Raw genomic sequence first — 23,590 nt, 5'->3', positions numbered from 1 at the left:
CCCCCGCTTTATGTCCGCCGCGACACAGAGCGGCTACGGGCGGCTTACCTGGGCTCCCAAGAATGGCTTCACCCCTCAACCCCAAGGAGTAGCCATGACGACGATCAGCGGCCTGGGCGGTGCAGACCGCTCCTGGCAGACCGCGCAGAGCGGCCAGAACCGCAAGGCCGAGCACGAGGCCCGCCTGTTCGCCAAGGTGGACAGCGACGGCAGCGGCGGCGTCGACGCCACCGAGCTGGCGTCCATGCTGGAGCACACCGGCCAGTCCGGCGACAGCGCCGAGCTGCTGAAGCAGATGGACGGCAACGGCGACGGCAGCCTGTCCCAGGACGAACTCGGCCAGGGCCTGCGCGACCTGATGCCGCCGCCGGCATCGACGCTGGACTTCGCGCAGTCGCGCGGCGCGGCCAACGACGAAGTGGACGTGTTCGCCGAGCTGGACGCCGACGGCGACGGCTCGCTGACGCGTGCCGAGTTCGAGGCCGGCCGGCCCGCGCCGCCACCGGGCGGCATGCCACCGCCGCAGGCCGCGAGCAGCGGCAGCACCAGCGCCACATCTACCGACTACGACCCGTTGGACGTCAACCAGGACGGCACGGTGTCGCAGATCGAGCGCCTGGCCGGCCAGTTGAAGGAGCTGGCCAAGGCCGGCTCGGACGATGCGGCCCAGGGCTCGGCCACGTCCGAGATCGCCCAGCTGGCGCAGAAGCTGTACGACCAGATCGCGAAGAACTGGCTGCAGCCGTCCGCGACGACAGCCACGCAGGTCAGCACGACAGCCTGAACAGGCCCCTCGTCCAAGGCGTACCTTGGCCGGGACCGCTCTGCGGCCTGCGGCCGCAGAGCTTCGGCAGGCACGACAAGTCCACAGGACTTGTCGTGTCCGGCCTCAGCCCCCGAGGGGGCGGCGATGCTTGCCGGATCGACCGGCAAGCACATCGCCATGACGGGCCGGCTTGGGAGCGGCCCGAATGCTCAGAGCCGCGCGGTGACTTCCTCGGCCAGTGCGAGGCAGGCCGTCAGCCCCGGCGACTCGATGCCGAACAGTTGCACGAGGCCGGGTGTGTCGGTGTCGATGCGGAAGTCCGCCGCCGCGTCACCCGGGCCGCTCAGCTTGGGCCGGATGCCGCTGTACGCCGGCTGCAGCGCGCCCGCCGGCAGGCCTGGCCAGTAGCCCCGCACCTCCGCCTCGAAGGCCGACCCCAGCGTCGGGTCCACGGCGTAGTCCAGCGCGGCGGGGTCGGTGTCGGGCAGCCACTGCACATCGGGCCCGAAGCGGGCCTGGCCGCCCAGGTCCAGCGTCAGGTGCACGCCCAGCCCGCCGTCCACCGGCAGCGGGTAGATCAGCCGCGAGAACGGCGCCCGCCCGGCCAGCGAGAAATAGTGGCCGCGCGCAAAGCGCAGTCGCGGCGTCGGCGCGCCCAGCGAAGCCGCCACCTGCGCCGCGAACAAGCCGGCCGCGTTGATGACCTGGCGCGCGCCCAGCTCGAAGTCGTCGCCCACGCACAGCCGCCAGCGGTCGCCGTCACGCTCGCCGCCCGTCACCGGGCTCGCCAGCGCCAGCGTCGCCCCGGCGGCCTCGGCGTCGCCCAGCAGCGCCGTCATCAGCCCGTGGCTGTCGACGATGCCGCTGGACGGCGACAGCAGCGCGCCGGCCGCCTGCAGCGCCGGCTCCAGCGCCAGCGCCTCGGTGCGGCCCAGCAGGCGCAGGTCGTCCACGCCGTTGGCCGTGCCGCTGGCGGCGAGGGCTTCCAGCCGCGCGACGTCCTGCGGCCGCGTCGCCACCACCAGCTTGCCGCAGCGCCGGTGCGCGATGCCGCGCGCCGCGCAGTAGTCGTACAGCAGCGCCTTGCCGCGCACGCACAGCCGCGCCTTCAGGCTGCCGGCCGGGTAGTACAGGCCGGCGTGCACGACCTCGCTGTTGCGCGACGAGATGCCCGTGCCGATGGCGCCGGCGGCCTCGATGACGACGACCTCCCGGCCCCGCTGCGCCAGTTCGCGCGCAATGGCCAGCCCCACCACACCGGCGCCGATGACGGCAACGTCCACTTGATCCATGGCCGCCAGCCTAGGCCATGCCGCGCGCCGGCAACGGCAATTGCCGGCGATCGGTGTCAAGGGTTTTTACGCATGGAGACGGGGCGGCTCCCACGGCGCTACGGCGCGCGCCCCCCGGCTGAGGGGTGATGTCGCCGCTACGGGTGACGGGCCCCACGCGTGAATTTCTCACGCGGCGCAGAAGATCTGAGCTCAGGCATCCGCCCGGTTGCGGCGTGCGCGTGTGCGCGCGCCCCGGCGGGATGACCGACGTGAGCGGAGACGGCACATGGGCAAGCGCAAGAATTTCTGGCAGAAGCTTCAGCACTCCCTGCGCAAGCGCGCAGACGCGGCCGCCGTGGCGACGCCTCCCAAGCCCGACACGCCCGCCCCGGTGCGCGAGAAGCTGGTGTTCGAGCACCTCGAGCCGCGGCTGCTGCTGTCCGACACGCCCATCCCGCTGGCCACCTTCGCGCCCGCCGGCACGCTGACCATCAACGTCCACTCGGGCGACCTCAAGGTCGAGACGGTCTACAGCGGCGGCACGCCGCAGATCCGCGTGTGGGACAACACGCTCGGCACTTCGCTGGGCCAGGTGGCGCTGACGCAGAACGTCAAGATCAGTATCAACGGCCTGCCCGGCATCAGCGACAAGGTGCTGGTGGACCTGGGCTACGACGACGGCGCCGCCGGCACCAACGCCACCAGCCCGTTCGCCGTCATGGTGGAGCTGGACGGCGGCACCGACATCCCGCTCGTCAGCGACGACACGCTGACCTTCCAGAGCAGCGGCCCCGACTTCTACAACCCCACCGCGCTGTTTCTGAAGAGCACCGACGACATCGTCTTTGCCAGCAGTTTCACGAGCACCGGCACTTTGAACGTCGACTCGCAGGAAGCCATCACCGCCAACGGCGTGACGCTGCAGGCCAGCGACGTCTACCTGGGCGTCACCAAGGCCGTCACCGATGGCGTGACGCTGCTGGACGGCTTCAACCTGCTGGGCAACGCCAGCGGCGCCATCAACCTGACCAACGCGAATGTGACCGCCGGCGATATCGGCCTCATCGTCACGACCAGCGTCAACGTCAGCACCACCGATTCCAGCTACGCGAGCAACCTCATCAAGGTCGCCTTCGTGCAGACCAGTTCGAACGCGCAGATCACGCTGGGCGGCGCCACCAACCTGAGCGCCACCGCCGGCAAGCTGACGCTGGCGTCCAGCTCCACCGTCACCGCCAAGGCGACGACGCAGCCCGACGCCGGCAGCACGGCGGCCGACAAGGATGCGTCCATCGCCTCCGTCATCGCCAGCAGCGCGGCGGGCGTGACCGTGGGCGGCGGCGCGTCGCTGACCGCCAGCGGCGCGCTGATCCTGACGGCCACCAACACCGCCAACGTCGAGGCGATTGCCGATGGCACGGCCGGTGCCAGTGCCAGCGGCGCCAAGGGCGGCACGGTCGCCGTCACGCAACTGGGCGGCGACACGTCCGTCAACGTGACGGACAACGCCGCGCTGTCCGGCAGCGCCATCACCGCGTCGGCGACGACGAACCGCACCGTGCACACGTCGGCCAAGTCGACTGCCGGTGGCGCCACGCAGCCCGCCAGCGGCGGCACGCCCACGCAGGGCCAGCAGCAGCTCGCCAACAACAACGCACAGACCGGCGACGGCCAGCTGAACTTTGCGGCCGCGGTGGCCGTCACGCACGTGGGTGGCGACACGACGGCGCGCCTGGCTGGCTCCGGCGTGACGAGCGCCGGCGCCGTCAGCGTGTCGGCCACGTCGTCCACCGCCACCGTGGCCGGCGCTGCCGCCAGCACCGAAGCCGACGGCAGCGCCGCCACCGGCAGCCCCGGCGTGGGCGTGGCCGCCGCCTTGAGCTTCATCGACGGCACGACGCGCGCATCGCTGGGCGATGGCGCGGCCCTCACGGCGCCCAGCGCCACGTTCTCGGCCAGCACGACGACCGATGCCAACTTCGGCGCCATCGCCACGTCCGGCGCCGGCAGCACCAGCGGCGTCGCCGTGGCCGGCTCGCTGGCGCTGCACGTCGGCGTGCTGACGACCGAGGCCGTGCAGGAAGCCGGCAGCACCGCCACGTCCACCGGCGGCGTCACGTTCAACGCCACCAGCAACACACACCACCAGGCGCGCGCGCTGCCCAAGGTCAACGGCGCCACGGGTGAGAGCACGGGCGTCGGTGCGTCCGTCGCCATCAACGTCGTCGACGAGACGACGCGCGCGCAGGTCGATGCCAACGCCAAGTTCACCGGCAGCAGCCTGGCGCAGAACGTCAACGCGGCCAGCGACGTCGACACCGAGGCCAAGGGCGGCGCCAGCGGCGGCACGGCCGTGGCGCCGGTCGTCGCGGTGACCGTCGTCAACACCGATGCCAAGGTCGGTGCCCTGGGCGGCAGCGACATCACGCTGATCAACGGCCTGACGAGCGACGCCAGGAGCGCTGTCGACGTGCTGGCCAAGGGCCACGGCGATGCGGCCGGCAAGACCAACGCCGCCGTCGGTGCGTCCGTCGTCGTCACGCATGTGGCGCCGCTCGTCGAGCTGGCGCTGGACGGCAAGCTGCAGGCCGGCGCCGCCGTGCTGATGACCGGCCGCAACACCGGCATGACGCGCAGCGAGGCCAAGGCCGCCGCGCGCGGCGCGCAGGACAACGGCAACAACGCCAGCCAGCAGGGCAGCGCGGCACAGGGCGCCGGCAACACGGCGGCCGGCAACAACGGCGCGCGCGGTGCGTCGGGCACCACGCCGCAGGCCAACAGCGGCGAGGGCCCGGTCACCGTGGCCGCCGCCATCGCCATCCATCACCTGGGCGGCCAGAGCACGGCCCGCGTCGGCGGCGCGGCGGATATCACCACCGCCGGCCTGCTGTCCCTGAAGAACGAGACCGACCTGGATGCGCAGGCCGACGCCAGCGGCGTCGCCAGCCAGGGCAGCACCAACGTCGGCGCGGCCGTGGCCATCAACGTGGCCGAGGTGGGCAGCAGTGCGCGCGTCAGCAGCGGCAGCGTCAGCAGCAACGGCCTGGCGCTGGGCGCCACGACCGTGGCCGGCCAGCGCAGCGAGGCGACGACGACCGCCACCTCCGGCGCCGCCACCGGCAACACCGGCGTGGCCGGCTCGCTGGCCATCGGCGTGGGCATCAGCAAGTTCGAGGCGAGCCTGGCGCCGACCGCCGTCGTCAATGCCCACGCGGGCGCCGTCACGCTGGACGCCGACTCGACGACCGGCGACACCGTGAAGGCCCTGCCCGACGGCGGCGGCGCCGTGGCGGAGAACACCGGCGTCGGCGCGTCCGTCGCCATCAACGTGGCCGACCACCTGGGCCGCACCGAGATCGAGAACGGCGCCACGCTGACGCCGGCCGGCTCGGTGACGCTGAATGCCAAGACCGACTCGGCCATCGCGACGACGGCCGAGGGCGGCGCCAAGGGCGGCACGGCCGTCGCGCCGGTCGTGGCCGTCACGGTGGCCAACCAGGATGCCGTGGCCCGCATCGGCACCGGCGGCCTCGTCGACGCCAGCGGCGCCATCGGCATCAACAGCACGCTGGCCAGCACCAACACGACGAAGGCCGAAGGCAAGGCCGAGGGCGCCAAGGACGCCGCCGTCGGCGCGGCCATTGCCGTCAACGTCGAGAACGACAAGAGCCTGGCCAGCACGGCGCGCAGCCTCAAGAGCACGGGCGCCATCGGCATCTCGGCCACCAGCAGCGCGGCCAGCACGGCGTCGTCCAAGGCCAGCGCCGTCGGCGGCAAGGAGGACGACAGCAGCTCCGCCAGCGACGACGCGGCCGTCGACCAGCAGAACGCCGCCGCCCGCAACAGCGGCAACTCGGCTGCCAACGCGGCCGGCGCGCGCAACTCGTCCACGTCGCAGGCCACGCCCAGCGCGCAGGGCACCGGCGGCGGCACCGTCAGCGTGGCGGCGGCCGTCGCGGTGAACGTGGCCCAGGCCACCAGCCGCGCCACGGCCGGCGGCGGCACGTTGACGGCCGGTGGCGCGGTCAGCGTGGACAGCAAGACCGACACCGATGCCAAGGCCGTGGCCGACGGCAGCACGCGCGCCAAGGACGCCGGCAACCCCAATGACACCGGCGTGGGCGTCGGTGTGGCCGTCAACGTCGGCATCAACACCAACGAAGCGAAGCTGCTGGGCGACGCCGTCGTCGCCAGCCAGGGTGCCAACGTGCGCGCCGGCATGACCGGCGCCGGCACGCACACCAACGCCGCCGAGGCCAAGAGCGGCGCGGGCGGCGCCAAGACCGGCATCGCCGGTGCGCTGGCCGTCAACGTCGCCGTGGACCGCACGACGGCCGAGATCGCCGCCGGTGCCAACGTGAATGCCGGCGCGGGTGCCAGCACCGTCAGCGCCGCCACCCAGCACGCCGATTCGGCCAGTGCCACGCCCACCGACTCCGGCGTGCAGGCCGACGCCAAGGACACCGGCGTCGGCGCCTCCGTCGCCGTCAACGTGCCCGACGTCATCGCCCGCGGCGAGATCGCCGATGGCGCCGTCGTGAGCAGCAGCGGCGCGCTGACCGTCAGCGGCGCGTTGGAGAACGCGATCACGACGACGGCCGAGGGCGGCGCCAAGGGTGGCACCGCCGTGGCGCCCGTCGTGGCCGTCACCGTCGCCAACCAGGACGCCATCGCGCGCATCGGCACCGGCGCGTCCACGACCACGTCCGGCAACCTGGCCGTCGGCAGCAGCCTCAAGTCCACCAACACGACCAAGGCCGAGGGCAAGGCCGAAGGCGCCAAGGATGCTGCCGTCGGCGCCGCCGTGGCCGTCAACGTCGAGCTGGACCGCAGCACCGCCAGCCTGAACCGCAGCGTCAACACCACCGGCACGGTGGGTATCACGTCCGCCAGCCAGACGGCCAGCACGGCCAGCGCCAAGGCCAGCGTCGTGGGCGGCAAGGAAGACGACAGCAGCTCCAGCAGCGACGACCACGCCGTCGACGACCAGAACAACGCCGCCCGCGGCACCGGCGACACCGCGGCCGCGGCCGGCGGCGCGCGCAACTCCTCGTCCAGCACGGCCACGCCGTCGGCGCAGGGCACCGGCGGCGGCACCGTCAGCGTCGCCGCGGCGGCGGCCGTGAACATCGCGTCCAGCACCGCCGCGGCGACGCTGGGCGGCGGCACGGTCACGGCCAGCGGCGCCATCAACGTCGGCAGCAGCAGCGACGCCGATGCCCAGGCCGCGGCCGACGGCAGCACGCGCGCCAAGGACGCGAGCAACCCCAACGACACCGGCGTCGGTGTCGGCGTGGCCGTCAATGTGGGCCTCAACACCAACACGGCCACCGTGCTGGGTACGAGCGTCGTCAACAGCCAGGGTCTGAACGTGACGGCCGGCATGGCCGCCGGCGGTGATGGCAAGCACACGACCGCCGCCACGGCCAAGAGCGGCGCGGGCGGCGCCAAGACCGGCATCGCCGGCGCGCTGGCCGTCAACGTGGCCGTGGACCGCACGACGGCCGAGGTCGCCACCGGCGCCAACGTCAACGCTGGCAGCGGTGCCAGCAGCGTCACGGCCAAGACCGTGCATGCCGACACGGCCAGCGCCACGCCCACCGACTCCGGCGTGCAGGCCGATGCGAAGAACACCGGCGTCGGCGCCTCCGTGGCCGTCAACGTGCCCGATCTCATCGCCCGCGCCGAGATCGCCGATGGCGCCGTCGTGAGCAGCAGCGGCGCGCTGGCGGTCAGCGGCACGCTGGAGAACACCATCACGACGACGGCCGAGGGCGGCGCCAAGGGCGAGACCGCCGTGGCGCCCGTCGTGGCGGTCACCGTGGCCAACCAGGACGCCATCGCCCGCATCGGCACCGGCGCCAGCGCGGTCAACGCGACCGGCGCCGTCACCGTCGCCAGCAGCCTCAAATCCACCAACACCACCAAGGCCGAGGGCAAGGCCGAAGGCAGCAAGGACGCCGCCGTCGGCGCCGCCGTGGCCGTCAACGTCGAGCTGGACCACAGCCGCGCCAGCGTCAACCGCAACCTCACCGGCACCACCGGCGTCGCCATCACCGCGGCCAGCGAGACCGACACGACGGCCAGCGCCAAGGCCAGCGCGGTGGGTGGCAAGGAGGACGACAGCAGCTCGTCCAGCGACGACCATGCCGTCGACGACCAGAACACCGCCGTGCGCGGCCTGGGCGACTCGGCCGCCGGCAGCGGCGGCGCGCGCAACTCCTCGTCCAGCACCGCCACGCCGTCGGCCGAGGGCACCGGCGGCGGCACGGTCAGTGTGGCGGCCGCCGTGGCGGTCAACATCGCCGACGCGATGGCCAGCGCCACCGTGGCCGGTGCGTCCATCGCGTCCAGCGGCGCCGTCACCTTGGCCAGCACGGCCGACAACGACGCCAAGGCACAAGCCGACGGCAGCACCCGCGCCAAGGACGAGGACAACCCCAACGACACCGGCGTCGGCGTCGCCGTGGCCGTCAACGTCGGCCTCAGCACCAACGAGGCGCGCGTGCTGGCCGGCAGCAGCATCAACAGCCAGGGGCTGAACATCACGGCCGGCATGGCCGGCGCGTCGGGCGATGGCGCGACGCACATGACGGCGGCGGAGTCCAAGAGCGGCGCCGGCGGCGCCAAGACCGGCGTGGCGGGCTCGCTGTCCGTCAACGTGGCGGTGGACCGCACGACGGCCGAGCTGGCCGGCAGCGCACAGGCCGGCGCGGGCGCCAGCAGCGTCACCGCCAGGACGACCCATGACGACTCGGCCAAGGCCACGCCCACCGACTCCGGCGTGCAGGTCGATGCGCAGAACACCGGCGTCGGCGCGTCCATCGCCGTCAACGTGGCCGACCACATTGCTCGCGCCGAGGTGCTCAACGGCGCCGGCCTGGCCAGCGCCGGTGCGCTGACGATCTCGTCCGCGCTGCAGAACACGATCACGACGCAGGCCGAGGGCGGCGCCAAGGGCGGCACGGCCGTCGCACCCGTCGTCGCCGTCACGGTGGCCAACCAGGACAGCATCGCGCGCCTGGGCACCGGCGGCACGCTGAACAGCCCGGGTGACCTGGCCATCACGGCCGACCTGCGCGCCACGAACAACACCACCGCCAAGGGCAAGGCCGAGGGCAAGGAAGACGCCGCCATCGGCGCGGCCGTGGCCGTCAACGTGGAGCTGGACCGCGCCAATGCCGAGCTGGCCCGGTCGGTGACGAGCACCGGCGCCGTCAGCGTGGCCGGCACCAGCCAGGTCGCCACCACCGCCAAGGCCGAGGCCAGCGCCGTGGGCGGCGAGCAGGACGACAGCAGCAGCTCGGCCGACGACGACGGCGTCAACCAGAAGACCGCGGCCGGCCGCAACCTCGGCAACTCCGCCGCCAATTCGGGCGGCGCGCGCGATGCCAGCAGCAGCGCCGCCACGCCATCGGCCGGCGTCGCCAGCACCGACACCACCAGCGGCGACAGCGGCAGCAGCGAGACCGTCAGCGTCGCGGCCGCGGTGGGCGTCAACATCACCGACACCACCAGCCGCGCGCAGATCAGCGCCGGCACGATCAGCACGCCGACGAAGAACGTCTCGGTGCAGTCCAGCGCCAACACCGACGTGCAGGCCATTGCCGACGGCAGCGCGACAACCAGCGACGGTGGCACCGGCGTGGGTGCCGCGGTGGCGGTGAACTACGCGGCGGCCACCAACGAGGCGCTGGTGGGCAGCGGCGTGGCCATCACGGCCGACGGCCTGCAGCTCGGCGCGACGATGACCAACGTCGGCGGCGACACGACGCACACGACGCTGGCCAGCGCCAAGAGCGGCGCCGGCGGCGGCGACATCGGCGTGGCCGGCTCGGTCGCCATCAACATCGTCAACGAAGACACCAAGGCGCAGTTCAGCGGCAGTGCCACCTTGGCTGGCGCCGACTCCGGCGGCGCACTGCAGGCCATCACGGTCTCCACCGCCAGCGACACCGCCAAGGCGCTGCCCGAGAACGAGGGCGCACAGGCCGACGGCAGCGACGTGGGCGTCGGTGCGTCCGTCGCCGTCAACGTGGTCGACCGCAACCTCGACGCGACGCTGGCCGACGGCGCGCAGATCGCCGGCAACGTCGCGTCCATGACCGTCTCGTCGACGGCGCAGGACACCATCACCACCGAGACCGAGAACGGCGCCAAGGGCGACACCGGCGTCGGCGTGGCCGCGGCCGTCACGGTCGACACCAGCGACACCCGGGCCTACGCCGGCACGGCCAGCGGCACGCTGACGGTGGGCGGCGATGCAGCCGTGCGCGCCTTCCGGCTCGACCAGGTCACCGGCAGCGCCAAGGCCGAGGCCGCCGGCAAGGACACGGCCGTGGGCGCGTCCGTCGTCGTCACGGTCATCGACGGCGATGTCAGCGCGCGGCTGGCCCGCAGCGTGGCGGCGGGCGGCGCGGCCGAGGTGTCGTCCGGCAACACGGTGCTGGCCACGGGTACGGCCAAGGCCAGCGCGTCCGGCAACAGCAGCGGCGGCCGCAGCTCCGACAAGGAAGCCGACAACCAGGTCAACAACAACCCCAACAACGGCGGCGACCGCACGCTGCCCAAGAGCAACGACCAGGTCGACTCCGCCAACACCCAGACCAGCGGCGAGACCGGCGGGCAGGGCTCGTCCGGCACCGGCGTGGCGGCAGCGGTCGTCGTTCAGGTACTGGTGACCGACAACACCGCGAGTGTGGCCGACGGCGTGAAGCTGACGGCCGGCGGCGCGCTGAGCGTCGACGCGCAGGCTGACTACAACGTCATCACGCAGGCCATGGGTGACGCCATCGACCTGAGCAAGGACACCAACGTCGGCGCCGCCGTGGGCCTGAGCGTGACCGACGCCAGCAACGTGGCCAGCGTCGGCGCGAACGCGGACCTGCGCGGCGGCTCGGTGCTGGTGCGCGCGGACCGCCCGGGCGACAGCGGGGACCACGAGTTCCGCAGCATGGGCATCGCCGCCGCCGGCGGCAAGGACACCTCGGTGGCCGGCAGCGTCGCCATCAACATCGTCACGCTGGACACGGCCGCCACCGTGGGCGCCGGCGCGCAGATCCGCGCCAGCGCCGGCAAGCTGGACGTCGTGGCCGACCAGAGCACGCAGGTGCAGGCCATCGCCGGCGCCGCGGCCCTCAGCACCGGCGGCACGGGCGTCGGTGCGTCCGTCGGCTTGAACATCGTCGTCGAGCACACCAGCGCGACCGTGGGCGCCGGCGCCCAGCTCGCCGCGCGCGACGCCACCACCGTCAGCGCCAGCGGCCAGGTCATCCCGGCCGTGCTGGACCTGCCCGACCCGCTGCCCGACCTGCCGCTCAGCAACCTCGCCATCTCCGGCGGCATCTCCACCGACGGCGCCGCCGGCGCCGGCTCGGCCGCCGTCAACATCTACACGCTGGACACCGTCGCGCGGCTGGACAACGGCGTCAAGGTCAACGATGCGGCCATGGGTGTGGCCGCCGGCGCGGCACAGGACGTGACCGTTGCTGCCAGGAGCCGCACCGACATCGAAGGCGGCGCCGGCGCGGGCGGCATCTCCATCGGCAATGCCGGCGTCGGCATCGGCCTGGACGTGACCGTCCTCGTCGAGAACACCCAGGCCCAGCTCGGCACCGGCGTCGCGCTGAAGGCCGGCCGCGACATCGCCGTGCGCGCGAACAGCGACCAGGACATCACCAGCGTCGCCGCGACCGCGGGCGTCGCGACCGATGGCACCGGTGTCGGCGGTAGCGTGTCCGTCTACGTCGTCACCAACACCACCGAGGCCACGACGACCGGTGGTGCCGGCTCGGCGCTGCAGGCCGGCGGCGCGCTGGCCGTGACGGCCGATGCGCCGTTCGACATCACCCAGGTGGCCGGTGCGCTGGCCTACGGCAACTCGGCCGGCGTCGGTATCTCCAGCACCGTGCTGGTCCACACCGACACCGTGCAGGCCCTCGTCGGCCCCGGCACGGCGCTGGCAGCCGGATCGACCGGTGGTGTCGACGTGGCCGCCACGTCGCACGAGAACCTCGTCACCATCGCCGTGGGCGGCGGCGCGTCCAGCAGCGCGGCCGTTGCCGGCTCGGTGGTCGTCAACGTGCTGAACGAGACGACCCGGGCGCGCATCGACGACAGCGCCACGTTCACCGTCGGCACCGCGTCGGGTGCGACGCAGGCCGACATGAAGGTGCGCGCCAGCGACGAGACCGACATCGTGTCGGTCGCCGGCTCCATCGCCGCGTCCAGCAGCGTGGGCGTGGGCCTGGGGGCGGTCGTCAACACCGTCAACAAGACCACCGAGGCCCGGCTGGGCTCGGCCGCTACCGGCACGGTGGATGGCGACCTGCTCGTCACGTCGCATTCCGACGAAGACATCTCCACCGTCGCCGCCGGCGTGGCGGCCAGCTCCAGCGTGGGCGTGGCGGCCGACGCCAACGTGCAGGTGCTGAACATCACGACGCGCGCCATCCTCGGCGACGACCCGACCGACGCCAAGGCCGGCGCCGGCGCGGGCGACGCGCACGCCCAGGGCAGCATCGTCGTCGCGGCGGACGAGAACAGCGAGATCGACCTCATCACCGGCTCCGTCGGCGCGTCCGGCTCGGCCGGCGTGGGCGCCGCCGTGGGCGTCGTCACGGCCAACAAGAACACCGTCGCGCTGGTGGGCGAGGGCGCCAAGGTCACGGCCGACGGCCTGCGGGCCGGCCTGGCCGTGCAGGACGGTGGCATCGGCGTCGGTTACGCCGCGGCCACGCCGCAGAGCACCTCCGGCCTGCCCAACGCCGCCGCCGGCCAGAAGGGCAGCGCCGCCGCGTTCGAAGTCGGTACGCCGACCTTCAACGCCGCCAGCGGCAGCGGCCAGACCAGCGACGACCCGAGCTTCACGAAGAACCGCGTCGCCACGCCCAGCGTGCGCAGCGGCTTCACCGGCCTGGCCGTCACGGCCACCAATCGCGACGACATCGAGACCTTCGCCGTCGCCCTGGGCGCGGGCACGGCCGGCATCGGCGTCGGCTCGGCCACCAATGTCGTCAACACGGCGACGACGGCCGGCATCGCCGCCAGCGCCAACGTCAATGCCGACACCAGCACCGGCGGCGCGGGCCAGAGCGTGCTCGTCGGCGCGGGCGACGACTTCTCGCATGTGGCCCTCGCGGGCGCGCTCGGCTTCGGCACCGTCGGCGTGGCGCCGGGCGTGGACGTGACCGTGCTGACGCACGACACCAACGCCAGCATCGGCGGCAACGCCAGCGTCAAGGCCAAGGACGACGTCGTCGTGCAGGCGAACAACGAGGACCACCTCGTGCTGCTGTCCGCCGGCATCGCCGCCGGCACGGTGGGCGTGGGTGGCGCGGTCAACGTGCTGGTCGTCAACAACCACACGACGGCCACCGTCGGCGCGGCGTCCAGCGTGCAGGCCGGCGGCGACTTCGGCGTGCTGGCCAAGGACGCGACCGACGTGACGATGATCGCCGGCGCGCTGGGCGCGGGCACCGTGGGCGTGGGTGCGTCCGTGGGTGTCATGAGCATCACCAAGCACACCGACGCCGGCGTGCTGACCGGCGCGGCCGTCGACGCCAAGGGCGCCGGCACCGGCCTGCTCGGCATGCTGGACGGCAGCGTGGGCGCCGCCGGCCTGGGTACGGCGGAGCGCCACGGCGTCATCGTGCAGGCCGACAGCCGCGAGGACTTCTTCCACCTCGACGTCGCGGCCGGCGCCGGCTACGTGGGCGTCGGCGGCGGCGTGGGCGTCACGCTGCTGGACTCCGACACGACAGCCATCATCGGGGCCAACACCCGGATCAACCGCAACGGCGGCAACGCCGGCGCGGACGGCGACCAGGGCGTCTACGTGACCGCGGCCAACAGCGCCAGCGGCACGCACTTCACCGGCGCGGTGGCGGGCGGCTTCGCCGGCGTGGGCGGCGCGGTGCAGGTGGGCAGCCTGCGCAACGACACGGCGGCGCGCATCCTCGGCAATGCCGACGTCGCCGCCGCGGCGGACGTGGCCGTCAACGGCCTGTCGCGCATCGACCTCGACTCGCTGACCATCTCCGGCGCCGGCGGCTTCGTCGGCGCGGCGGGCGCGGTGACGGTGTGGTCCATCGGCACGCCGCTGGAGCGCAGCTACCAGAACGACCAGGGCACACCTGACGACAGCCTCAGCAAGACCAAGGGCACCGAAGGCGACCACAGCAAGGACTCGGGAGACAACGACTCAGCCCGCCAGGCCACCTTGGCCAAGGGCCAGGTTGGCAGCGTGCTGGGCGGCTTTGCCGGCGGCACGGCCGGCAGCGGCCAGCAGCGCGTGAAGGACCGCGCCGGCGCGGCCGGCACGCTGGTCAGCGGCTCCGGTCCGTCGCAGGCCGAGTGGCTGGCTGCCATCAACGCCAGCAATCCGGCGCAGGGCACCGAGGCCACCGTTGCCGGCGGCACGGTCGTCACGGCCGGCAATGCGATCACGGTCAATGCCCGCCAGTGGGCGGACGTGGACTTCCTCGTCGGCGCCATCGGCGGCGGCGCGGGCGGCATCGGCGCCGGCATTGGCGTGTTCTCGACCGCGTTCAACACGAACGCCAACGCGGGCGGCACGTACACGGCCGGCGGCGTGTTCTCGGTCAGCTCGCGGCTGGACAGCACCGTCGACGCGACGGCCTTCGCCGGCGGTGCCGGCTTCATCGGCCTGGGCGCCGCCGTGTCCGTGCTCAGCGACCACAGCAACAACCAGGCCGGCCTGGGCGACGGCGCCCGCGTGAAGAGCGCGTCCAGCGTGGACGTGACGGCCACGTCCAACCGCGCCATCCACCTGGCCACCGGCCAGGGCACGGCCGGCGCGGTGGCGGCCGGCGCGTCGTTCACGCGGCTGACCAGCGACGGCCAGGTCAGCGCGGATGTCGGCGCGGGCGCCCGCATCGGCCAGGATGCCGGCCAGACGGTCGGCGCGCTGCACGTGAAGGCCGAGGCCAACCTCGACGCCGAGGCCCACACGCTGGCTTTCTCGGTTGGTGCGGTGGCCATCAGTGCCAACTTCGCCTTCGCCGACGTGAAGCCGCTGCTGCGTGCGTCGGTGGGCGACGCGTCGCTCATCAAGACGACCGGCGAAGCGACGGTGGACACACTGTCCACCGGCAAGGCCGACGCCAAGGTGCTGACCGTCACGGCCGGCGCGGGCGCAACAGGCGTCAGCCTGTCCAGCGCGACGTTCTCGCCGACGGTGCAGGCACTGTTCGGCGCCACGTCGGTGCTGAACGCCGGCGGGCTCATCCGCGTGCAGGCACGCAACAACCACAACGGCAGCGGCGCGCTGGCCAACAAGGGCGCGTGGGCCTCGTCCACGGCGCCAGGCTTCGGCGGCTTCACCGGCAACGGCGCGGTGCCTACGGCCGAGGCCAACGGCAGCGTGAAGGCCAGCGTCGGCTCGGGCTCGCTGATCAGCGCGGGCGGGCGTGTCGACGTGCTGGCCTACAACAACAACGAGGCGCAGGCCGAGGCGCTGGCGCTGTCCATCGGCGGCGCGACCGTCGGCGTCAGCATCGGCAATGCGCGTGCCAACGGCGGCACCACGGCCGAGCTGCTGGGCGGCGTGGGCTCGTCCACCGACCTAACCGTGCGCTCACAGGCGCGCAACCTCGCCAATGCCGACGCCGATGCCTCTGGCGGCGGCCTGGACGCCAACAACGGTGCCAGCAGCACGGCGCGCGCCAACGGCAATGTGCAGACCGTCGTCGGCGTCGCCGCGCAGGACGCGACGCTGAACGCCAGCGGCGCCATCGTCATCGAATCGCGCTCCAGCAACGACGCGACGGCCAACACCTACGGCCTGTCGCTGGGCGTGTCCAGCGCGGTGGGCATCATGGCCGCCAGCGCCGAGGCCTCGCCCGACGTGCGTGCCACCGTCACCGGCAACACCCACCTCGTCTCGGGCACCGGCGCACGCGTCGGCGCCTATCACAACCAGGGCGGCGAAGACGTCCGCGCCACGGCCGACGCGGCCGGCGGCGGCTTGGGCGCTGCCGTCAACGGCACCATCGTCAACGCCAAGAGCCTGGGCAACGCGCAGGCGCTGGTGGGCGACAACACGTCCATCGCCGGCGGCAGCGGTGCCGTCGTCGTCGAGGGCCTGTCCGACAACATCGCCAACGCCACCGGCACGGCGGTTTCCGTGGGCCTGGTGCTGGGCGTGGGCGGCGTCGTCGCCAACGCCAGCACCGGCGGCACCACGGGGGCCGTCAGCGGTGCCGACGTGACCGGCGCCAGCTACGCGGTGCTGGCCCATGCCGACCAGGACGCCGTCGGTAGCGCCACCGCGGCGGGCGGCGGACTGGTGGCCGGCGCCACCGGCGCGGGCGGCACCAGCAGCGTCACGCCCACCGTCAACGCCGGCATCGGCGACGGCGCGCAGGTCAGCGTGGCCGGCCCGATCTCCGTGATTGCCGAAACCACGGCCGACTCCGACGGCACCGCCAACGGCGTGGCCGTGTCGGGCGGCTTCTCGATGGGCATCTCGGTTGCCGACGCGACGCTGAGCCCGACGATGACCAACCGCATCGGCACCGGCGCCAGCCTCAGCGCCAACGGCGCGGCGTCCGATGTGACCATCGCCGCGCGCGTCAACAACGGCGTCAGCAACGCCGGCGGCACGACGGCCATCGCCACGGCGCCGTCCGGCGGCCTGGCCGCCGCGCTCAGCGGCACCAGCGCCTCCGCGCAGACGACCTACAACATCCTGCAGAGCTCGGGCGCCAGCGTCACGCTGAACGCCGGCCGCGACCTGAACGTCGAGCTCAAGCTCGGCAACCACGTCGAGTCCACCTCCAACAGCGACACCTTCGGCGGCGTCGCCGTCGGCGGCTCGGTGGCCAGCAGCACGGTGGACGGCAGCGCGCAGAGCAACTTCACCAGCGCCGGCGGCACCGTCGGGCGCAACCTGAACGCGCTGGGCGTGTCCAGCCAGCCGGTGACGGCCACGTCGCGCGCCGCGGGCGCCGGCCTGTTCAGCGGCCAGTTCAACAGCGCCACGGCCAGCTTCACGCCCAGCATGGGCATCAACCTGGGCAGCGGCACCACCAGCGTGGGCGGCAACGCCACCGTGCAGATGCTGTCCACCACGGACACGACGGCCAACACGGTGGGCCGCTCGCTGAGCGTGGCCGGCAGCATCGGCGCGTCGCTGGCGTCGGCCACGATGAGCCCGACGGTCTACGCCCGCACCGGCAACCAGCAGCTGACGGCGGGCGGCTTCGTGCTCGTCGAGGCCCGCCACAACCACGACGGCCAGGCGCCCACCGGGCAGGACACCACCGCCACCGCCAAGGCCTCGGCCGGCGGCGCGCTGGTGGGCATCACGGGTGCGTCCGCGTCGGCCACCGCATCGGCCAACGTCGACGCCAGCGTCGGCGCCGGCGCGAAGCTCACGGGCGGCGGCTCGGTGCGCGTGCTGGCCGACGGCGTCAACATCGCCACGGCCGACAGCGCCGGCCTGGGCGGCGGCGGCTTCATTGCGGAGGGCCTGTCGTCCAGCTCGGCCATCGTCGGCGGCGGCACGACGGCCGACCTGCGCGGCGGCGTGGGCGGGGCCACGCTGGTCAACGTCGTGGCCGACGGCAGGAACAACGCAGTGGCCACGGCCAGCGCGTCGGGCCTGGCCGGCCTGGGCGGCGCCGCCGGTGGCAGCGCCACGGCGCGCTCCAACAGCGGCGTGGCCGCGGGGCTGGGCGACGGCAGCGTCGCCAGCACCACCGTCACAGGGGGCGCCGTGCTGGTGGACGCCATCTCCAGCGCCGACGCCGACGCGCAGGCCAAGGCGTTCTCGTTCGGCCTCGGCAGCGCCGTGGGCTTCATGAGCGCCACCAGCCAGGTCAGTCCCGCCGTCGCGGCCGAGGTGCGCGGCAGCACCGGCGTGACCGGCGCCGGCATCACCGTGCGCGCCCGCCACAACCAGGGCAGCGAGAACAGCACGGCCGTGGCGGATGCCGCGTCCGCCGGCGGCGGCGCGTCGCTGGGCGGCGGCAACGCCGACGCGACGGCCGCGGCCGACACGCGGGCGCTGGTGGGCAACGCCGCCAGCTTCGACGCCGGCAATGGTCATGCGGTGACGGTGCAGGCCGACGCGCGCAACCTGGCGGTCGGCACCGGCGAATCCTTCAACGGCTCGCTGGGCGTGTCGGCCGGCGTCGTCACGGCCGCCGCGCGCTCCGGTGGCATCACCGAGGCCACCAGCGGCGCCGACGTGACGGCCAGCGGACTCACCGTGCGTTCCACCGCCGTGCAGACCGGCACGGCCACGGCCGAGGGCACGGCCGGCGGCCTCGTCGGCGCCGGCACCGGCGCCGGCGTGACGACCACCGTCAACCCCGACGTGCGCGCCGGCCTGGGCGACGGCGCCATCATCGACGTGGCGGGCGGCATCGCCGTCAGCGGCACCGCGACGACGGATGCCGACGGCACCGCCACCGGCGTGGCCGTGTCGGCCGGCGGCTCGCTGGGCCTGTCCAAGGCCGACGTGACGCTGGCACCCAAGATGACGCTGGCCGTGGGCAGCGGCGTCAAGGCGACGACGCACTCGGCCAACACCGGCGACATCGCGTTCTCGCTGACACACAACGGCGGTGGCGCCTCGGCCACGGCTCATGCGGCTGGTGGCGGCATCCTGGCCGGCGGCGGCGCCGACGCAGACGCCAAGCTGGCCTACAACATCACGACGACGACCGGCAGCGGCGTCACGCTGGACGCGGCGCGCGGCGTGTCGTTCACGACGCAGGCGGGCGGCTTCGCGCAGTCCGTCGGCGACGCCGAGGGCCTGGCGCTGGGCGGCGGCTTCGGCGCGGCCACGTCCAATGCCAACGTCAGCGGCACCGTCAGCCAGGCGCTGGGCAGCGTCAGCGGCACGCAGGCGCTGGACTTCAAGGTCGACACGCAGGTCAACAGCTTCGCCGACGCGGATGCGCTGGCGGCGTCGCTGGGCCTGGTGGGCGCCGGCGCGGTGAATGCCGCCACGGCCAGCTACACGCCCACCGTCACCGCCAACCTGGGCGGCGGCGGCACGCTGGACGTGGGCCGCGACCTCATCGTCAACGCGCAGACGCGCGGCGATTCGTCGGCGCTCGCCAAGGGCACGTCCATGAGCCTGGGCGGCAGCATGGGCGGCTCCATCGCGACCGCCACGCTGAGCCCCAGCGTCAACGCGCTGACCGGAAACCAGCGCGCCGATGTCGGCCGCGACATCAGCATCCACGCCAGCCACAACCACGACGGCGCCGGTGCCACCGGCCAGGTCACGTCGGCGGTGGCGCGCAGCTCGTCGGGCGGGCTGCTGCTGGGCGCCACCGGCGCGGCGTCCACGGCCAACGCCAACGCCGGCACGACGGCGCGCAGCGGCGCCGGCAGCGTGCTGACGGCGGGCGGCTCGCTGAAGATCCATGCCGACGCCAGCAACGTCGCCGACAGCGAAACCTCCGGCACGGCGCTGAGCCTGGTGGTGGGGGCCGGCAAGTCGGTGGCGATCTCCAACGCCAACGGCGGCACGACAGCCGAGATCGGCGGCGGCTCGGCGGGCAGCAGCTTCGTCGACGTGCGCGCGCTGGGCCACAACGATGCCGATGCCCGCGCCAACGCGTCGGGCGGCGGCCTGGGCGGTGGCGTCAACAGCGGCGACGCCACGGCCAAGGCCAACGGCGCCGTGACGGCCGGCGCGGGCAACGCCAGCGTGGCCAGCGTCGTGACGAGTTCCGGCGCCATCACCATCCTGGCGCTGTCCGATGCCGATGCCAATGCGCAGTCGCGCGGCCTGTCTGCTGGCCTGGGCCTGGCCGTGGGGCTGATGTCGGCCAACGCCGAGGTGGCGCCCAACGTGACCAACCTCGTGCAGGGCACGACGACGCTGAGCGGGCAGGGCGTCAGCCTGCTGGCCCAGCACAACCAGGGCGGCCAGAGTGCACGCGCCAAGGCCGACAGCGCCGGCATCCTCGGTACCGTCAACGTGGCCGGGGCCACCGCCACGGCCCGCGCCGGCGCCAACACCAGTGTCAACACGGCGGTCACGTCCACGCTGAACGGCAATGGCGGCGTCGTCACCGTGCAGGCGCTGGCCAACAACCTCGTCGACGCCGACGGCAGCGCGCTGGGCGTCGGCGGTGCCGCGCGCGGCGCGATGGCGGCCACGGCCACGTCCACCGGCACGACGGCCGCCACCAGCGCGGCCAAGGTCAACGGCGCGGGCCTCGTCATCGACGCGACAGCCAACCAGGTCTCCACCGCGACGAGCACCGCGGCCGCCGGCGGCGTGTTCGGCGCCAGCGTGGGCGCCACGTCCACCAGCGCCGTCACGCCCACGGTCACGGCCGGCATCGGCGCCGGCGCGGTCATCGACGTGAACGGCGCCGTCGACGTCGGCGCCAACGCGACAACGCAGGGCACCGGCACGGCCGACGGCGTGCAGTTCGCCGGCATCGCCGCCGTGGGCGGCACGGTGGCCGATGTCGACGTCAACCCGACGATGACGGCCAACATCGGCAACAACGCCCGCATCACGACGCATGGCGACAAGGGCGATGTCGTCATGGCCGTGCGGCTGAACAGCGGCAACGCCGGCGCCGGCAAGGCCATCGCGCGGTCCTCGGCCAGCTCGGGCTCGACGATCTCGTCGTCGGGCAGCAACGCCACGGCCAACGCCGTGTCCAACCTGACCAACAACACCGGCTCGGGCGTCACGTTCAACACCTCGGGCAGCGTGCGCTTCGACACGCTGGCCGGCCTGACGGCCGACGCCAAGGGCGACAGCCTCAACCTCGCGCTGGGCCTAGCCGGCGGCGTGGCCAAGTCGGCCGCCAGCATCGCCGGCACCACCAATGCCGTGACCGGCGCCATTTCCGGCAGCGTGGGCGGCGACCTGGTCGTCAACAGCGTGGCCAGCTACCGCGCCATCTCGGACACCCTGTCCGGCAAGGGCGGCCTGCTGGGATCCTTCGGCAACAACACCGCCAGCGCCGTCGTCACGCCGACGCTGAACGTCGGCATCGGCTCCGGCGGCAGCATCAGCGCCGGCCGCGACGTCGTCATCAACAACCTCTCCAGCGGCGACGCCGATGCCGATGCCAAGGGCACCAGCATCGCCGGTGCGGCCACGTTCAGTGGCTCCACCGCGACGGCCCGCGTGCGGCCCGACATGGACACGCTGGTCGGCGCTGCCGACGTCAGCGCCGGCCGCAGCTTCAGCGTGACGGCCCGGCACAACCACAACGGTGCCGGCGCCACCGGCGACGATGCGACGGCCGACGCCAACGCGTCCGGCGGCTCGTTCGGCTTCGCCGGCATGGGCTCGGACAGCCTGGCCCATTCCTCCGCCGACATGACCACCAGCCTGGGCGGCAGCGGCGCTGACCTGTCGGCCGGCACGGGCGACTTCAGCGTCACGACGCTGTCCGGCAACCTCGCGACGGCCAACGGCTATGCGCTGGCCATCGGTGGCCTGCTCGGCAAGGGCAACTCGCGCGCCGACGCCATCGCCGGCGGCACGCTGACCAACGCGCAGAACAACCAGTACAGCAACGACAACCAGACGACCACCATCGCCGCCGGCACCGGCATCAACGCCGGCGGCAACGTCAGCATCCAGTCCATCACCGACCAGGGCGCCACCGCCAACACGACGGCGCCTGCCGGCGGCCTCATCAGCCTGGCGTCCAACGACGCCAGCGCCGTGCTGGCGCGCAACCTCAGCACGCAGACGCTGGGCAGCGGCATCACGGCGGGCGGCAACATCCTCGTCGGCTCGCGCTCCAGCGGCGGCTCCACGGCCACGGCGCGGGCTGATGCCTACGGTCTCGGCGGCATCGGCAAGGCGGCGTCCAATGCGCAGGTCACGCCCACCATCACGACCAACGCCGGCGGCGTGCTCGATGCCGGCGGGCGCATCACGCTGCAGGCCTCGCACGACGGTACCCAGGGCGCCACGGCCCGTGCCGAGGCGGCGGCCGGCGGCGCCATCGGCATCGACGGCGCCGATGCGCGTGCCGGGTCGGCGGCCACGGTGTCCGCGGCCATCCTGAATGGCGCGTCGGTCAACGCCGACGGCGGCACCGAGGTGCTGGCCGGCATCGCCGACAAGGCCATCGCCAGCGGCGACGGCCAGGCCTACGGCCTCGGCGCGTTCGGCGCCACCGATGCGCGGGCCGATGCCAACTCGTCCAGCCGCGCCAGCGTGGGCAACGCGCAGGTCACCGGCGCCAGCCTGACGGTGGAAGCCACTGGCGGCGGTCGCGGCAACGCGGTCGCCAAGGCCACCAGCGGCGGCCTCGTGACCGGCAACGGCGCGGCACCGCTGGTCAACGTGAACCCGACGATCACGGCCGAGCTGGCGGGCGGGGCGCGCGTCAACGTCGGCGGCAACGTGGCCGTCAAGGCCAGCGGCAATGCCGAGGGCGACGGCAACGCGGTCGGCCGCGCGGGCGGCGCGGGCGCAGTCAGCATCTCCAAGGCCGACATCAACGTGAACCCCAGCGTGCGGGCCGAACTGGCGGCCGGCTCCGAGGTCGCGGCCGGCGGCAGCGTGACGGTGCAGGCCCGCCAGGGCCAGTCCGTCAGCATCGGTGACCCGACGTTCGGCGCCGGTGGCGTCGACGCCGGCAGCAACACCATCACGCTGAACGGCGAGCACGGCCTCGTCACCGGCGACACCATCACCTACAACCAGGGCGACGACGCCAACACGCCGGTGGGCGGGCTCGTCGAGGGCCGCAACTACCAGGTCATCGTGCAGAGCCCGACGGCCGTCAAGCTCGGCTCGGTGTTCAACGCGTCGGTCGTCGACGCCGCCAAGGACGAGATCAAGTTCGACGTCGAGCACGGCTTCAGCGACGGCCAGCGCGTCATCTATCACGCGGCCGGCAACCCCGGCATCAGCGGCCTCGTCGATGGCCAGGCCTACTTCGTGCGCGTCATCGACGCGCAGACCATCAAGCTGGCCACCAGCGCCGCCGCGGCCACCGTGCCGCCCAAGACCTTCTACAGCTCGGGTGTCAACGCGACCACCGAGCGCATCACGCTGAACGGCCACGGCTTCGTCGACGGCCAGCAGGTGACCTACCGCACCGGTGGCGACGAGCGCTTCGAGGGCTCGGCCGTCGAACAGGCCGGCGACAACGTCATCACCGTGGCCGGCCACGGTTTCAACACCGGCGATGCGGTCAAGTACAGCACCCGCGACCTCGTCATCGAGAGCCCCAACCTGCCGGCCACGGCCATCACCGGACTGACGGAAGACACGACCTACTACGTCATCCGCGTCGACGCCGACCACATCAAGCTCGCGCTGAACGCCACCAACGCCGGCAACGGCACGGCCATCGACATCAGCAACTCGGCCGAGTCCGCCGCCAGCGGCCACACGCTGGCGCGCGTCGGCGCGGCGCCGCTGTCCGGCCTGGCCAGCGGCAACACCTACTACGTCAAGTTCATCGACGCCAACACCTTCCAGCTGGCGGCCACGCCGGGCGGCGCGGCCATCGACATCGGCGCGGGTGGTGGCAAGCACACCATCGGCACGGAGGGCATTGAGCTGTCCGGCGCG

At 73.4% G+C, this 23,590-nt stretch carries 3 protein-coding genes (1 of these 3 only partly in view); 2 read left to right on the top strand and 1 reads right to left on the bottom strand.

Annotated elements, in window-relative coordinates; translation table 11 throughout:
* The first annotated feature begins 94 nt into the window (after positions 1–94).
* A complete protein-coding gene (gene xopAW / locus AC1Q7O_RS16425; protein ID WP_492658731.1) occupies positions 95–784 on the top strand; it encodes a XopAW family type III secretion system calcium-binding effector in 690 nt (229 codons plus the stop codon).
* 191 nt (positions 785–975) lie between these two features.
* On the opposite strand, the gene AC1Q7O_RS16420 is transcribed toward xopAW, so the two are convergent.
* Positions 976–2,058: an NAD(P)/FAD-dependent oxidoreductase gene (locus AC1Q7O_RS16420; protein WP_492658732.1), complete on the bottom strand. Its 1,083-nt coding sequence runs from the start codon at positions 2,056–2,058 to the stop codon at positions 976–978.
* A gap of 268 nt (positions 2,059–2,326) precedes the next feature.
* Between AC1Q7O_RS16420 and AC1Q7O_RS16415 the strand changes: the two genes are divergently transcribed.
* Positions 2,327–23,590: the beginning of an Ig-like domain-containing protein gene (locus AC1Q7O_RS16415; protein ID WP_492658733.1), read on the top strand. It continues 24,372 nt past the right edge of the window; only the first 21,264 of its 45,636 coding nucleotides appear in the window; it begins with the start codon at positions 2,327–2,329; its stop codon lies beyond the right edge, outside the window.

Source organism: Roseateles sp. GW823-FHT07B05 (assembly GCF_058794515.1).
The sequence above is the reverse complement of the archived record's forward strand: the minus strand, read 5'-3'. Positions and strand labels throughout refer to the sequence as shown.

Excerpts from the sequence above, each read along its gene's own strand:
- AC1Q7O_RS16420 (WP_492658732.1), bottom strand. The coding sequence starts at position 2,058 with ATGGATCAAGTGGACGTTGCCGTCATCGGCGCCGGTGTGGTGGGGCTG.
- xopAW (WP_492658731.1), top strand. The coding sequence starts at position 95 with ATGACGACGATCAGCGGCCTGGGCGGTGCAGACCGCTCCTGGCAGACC.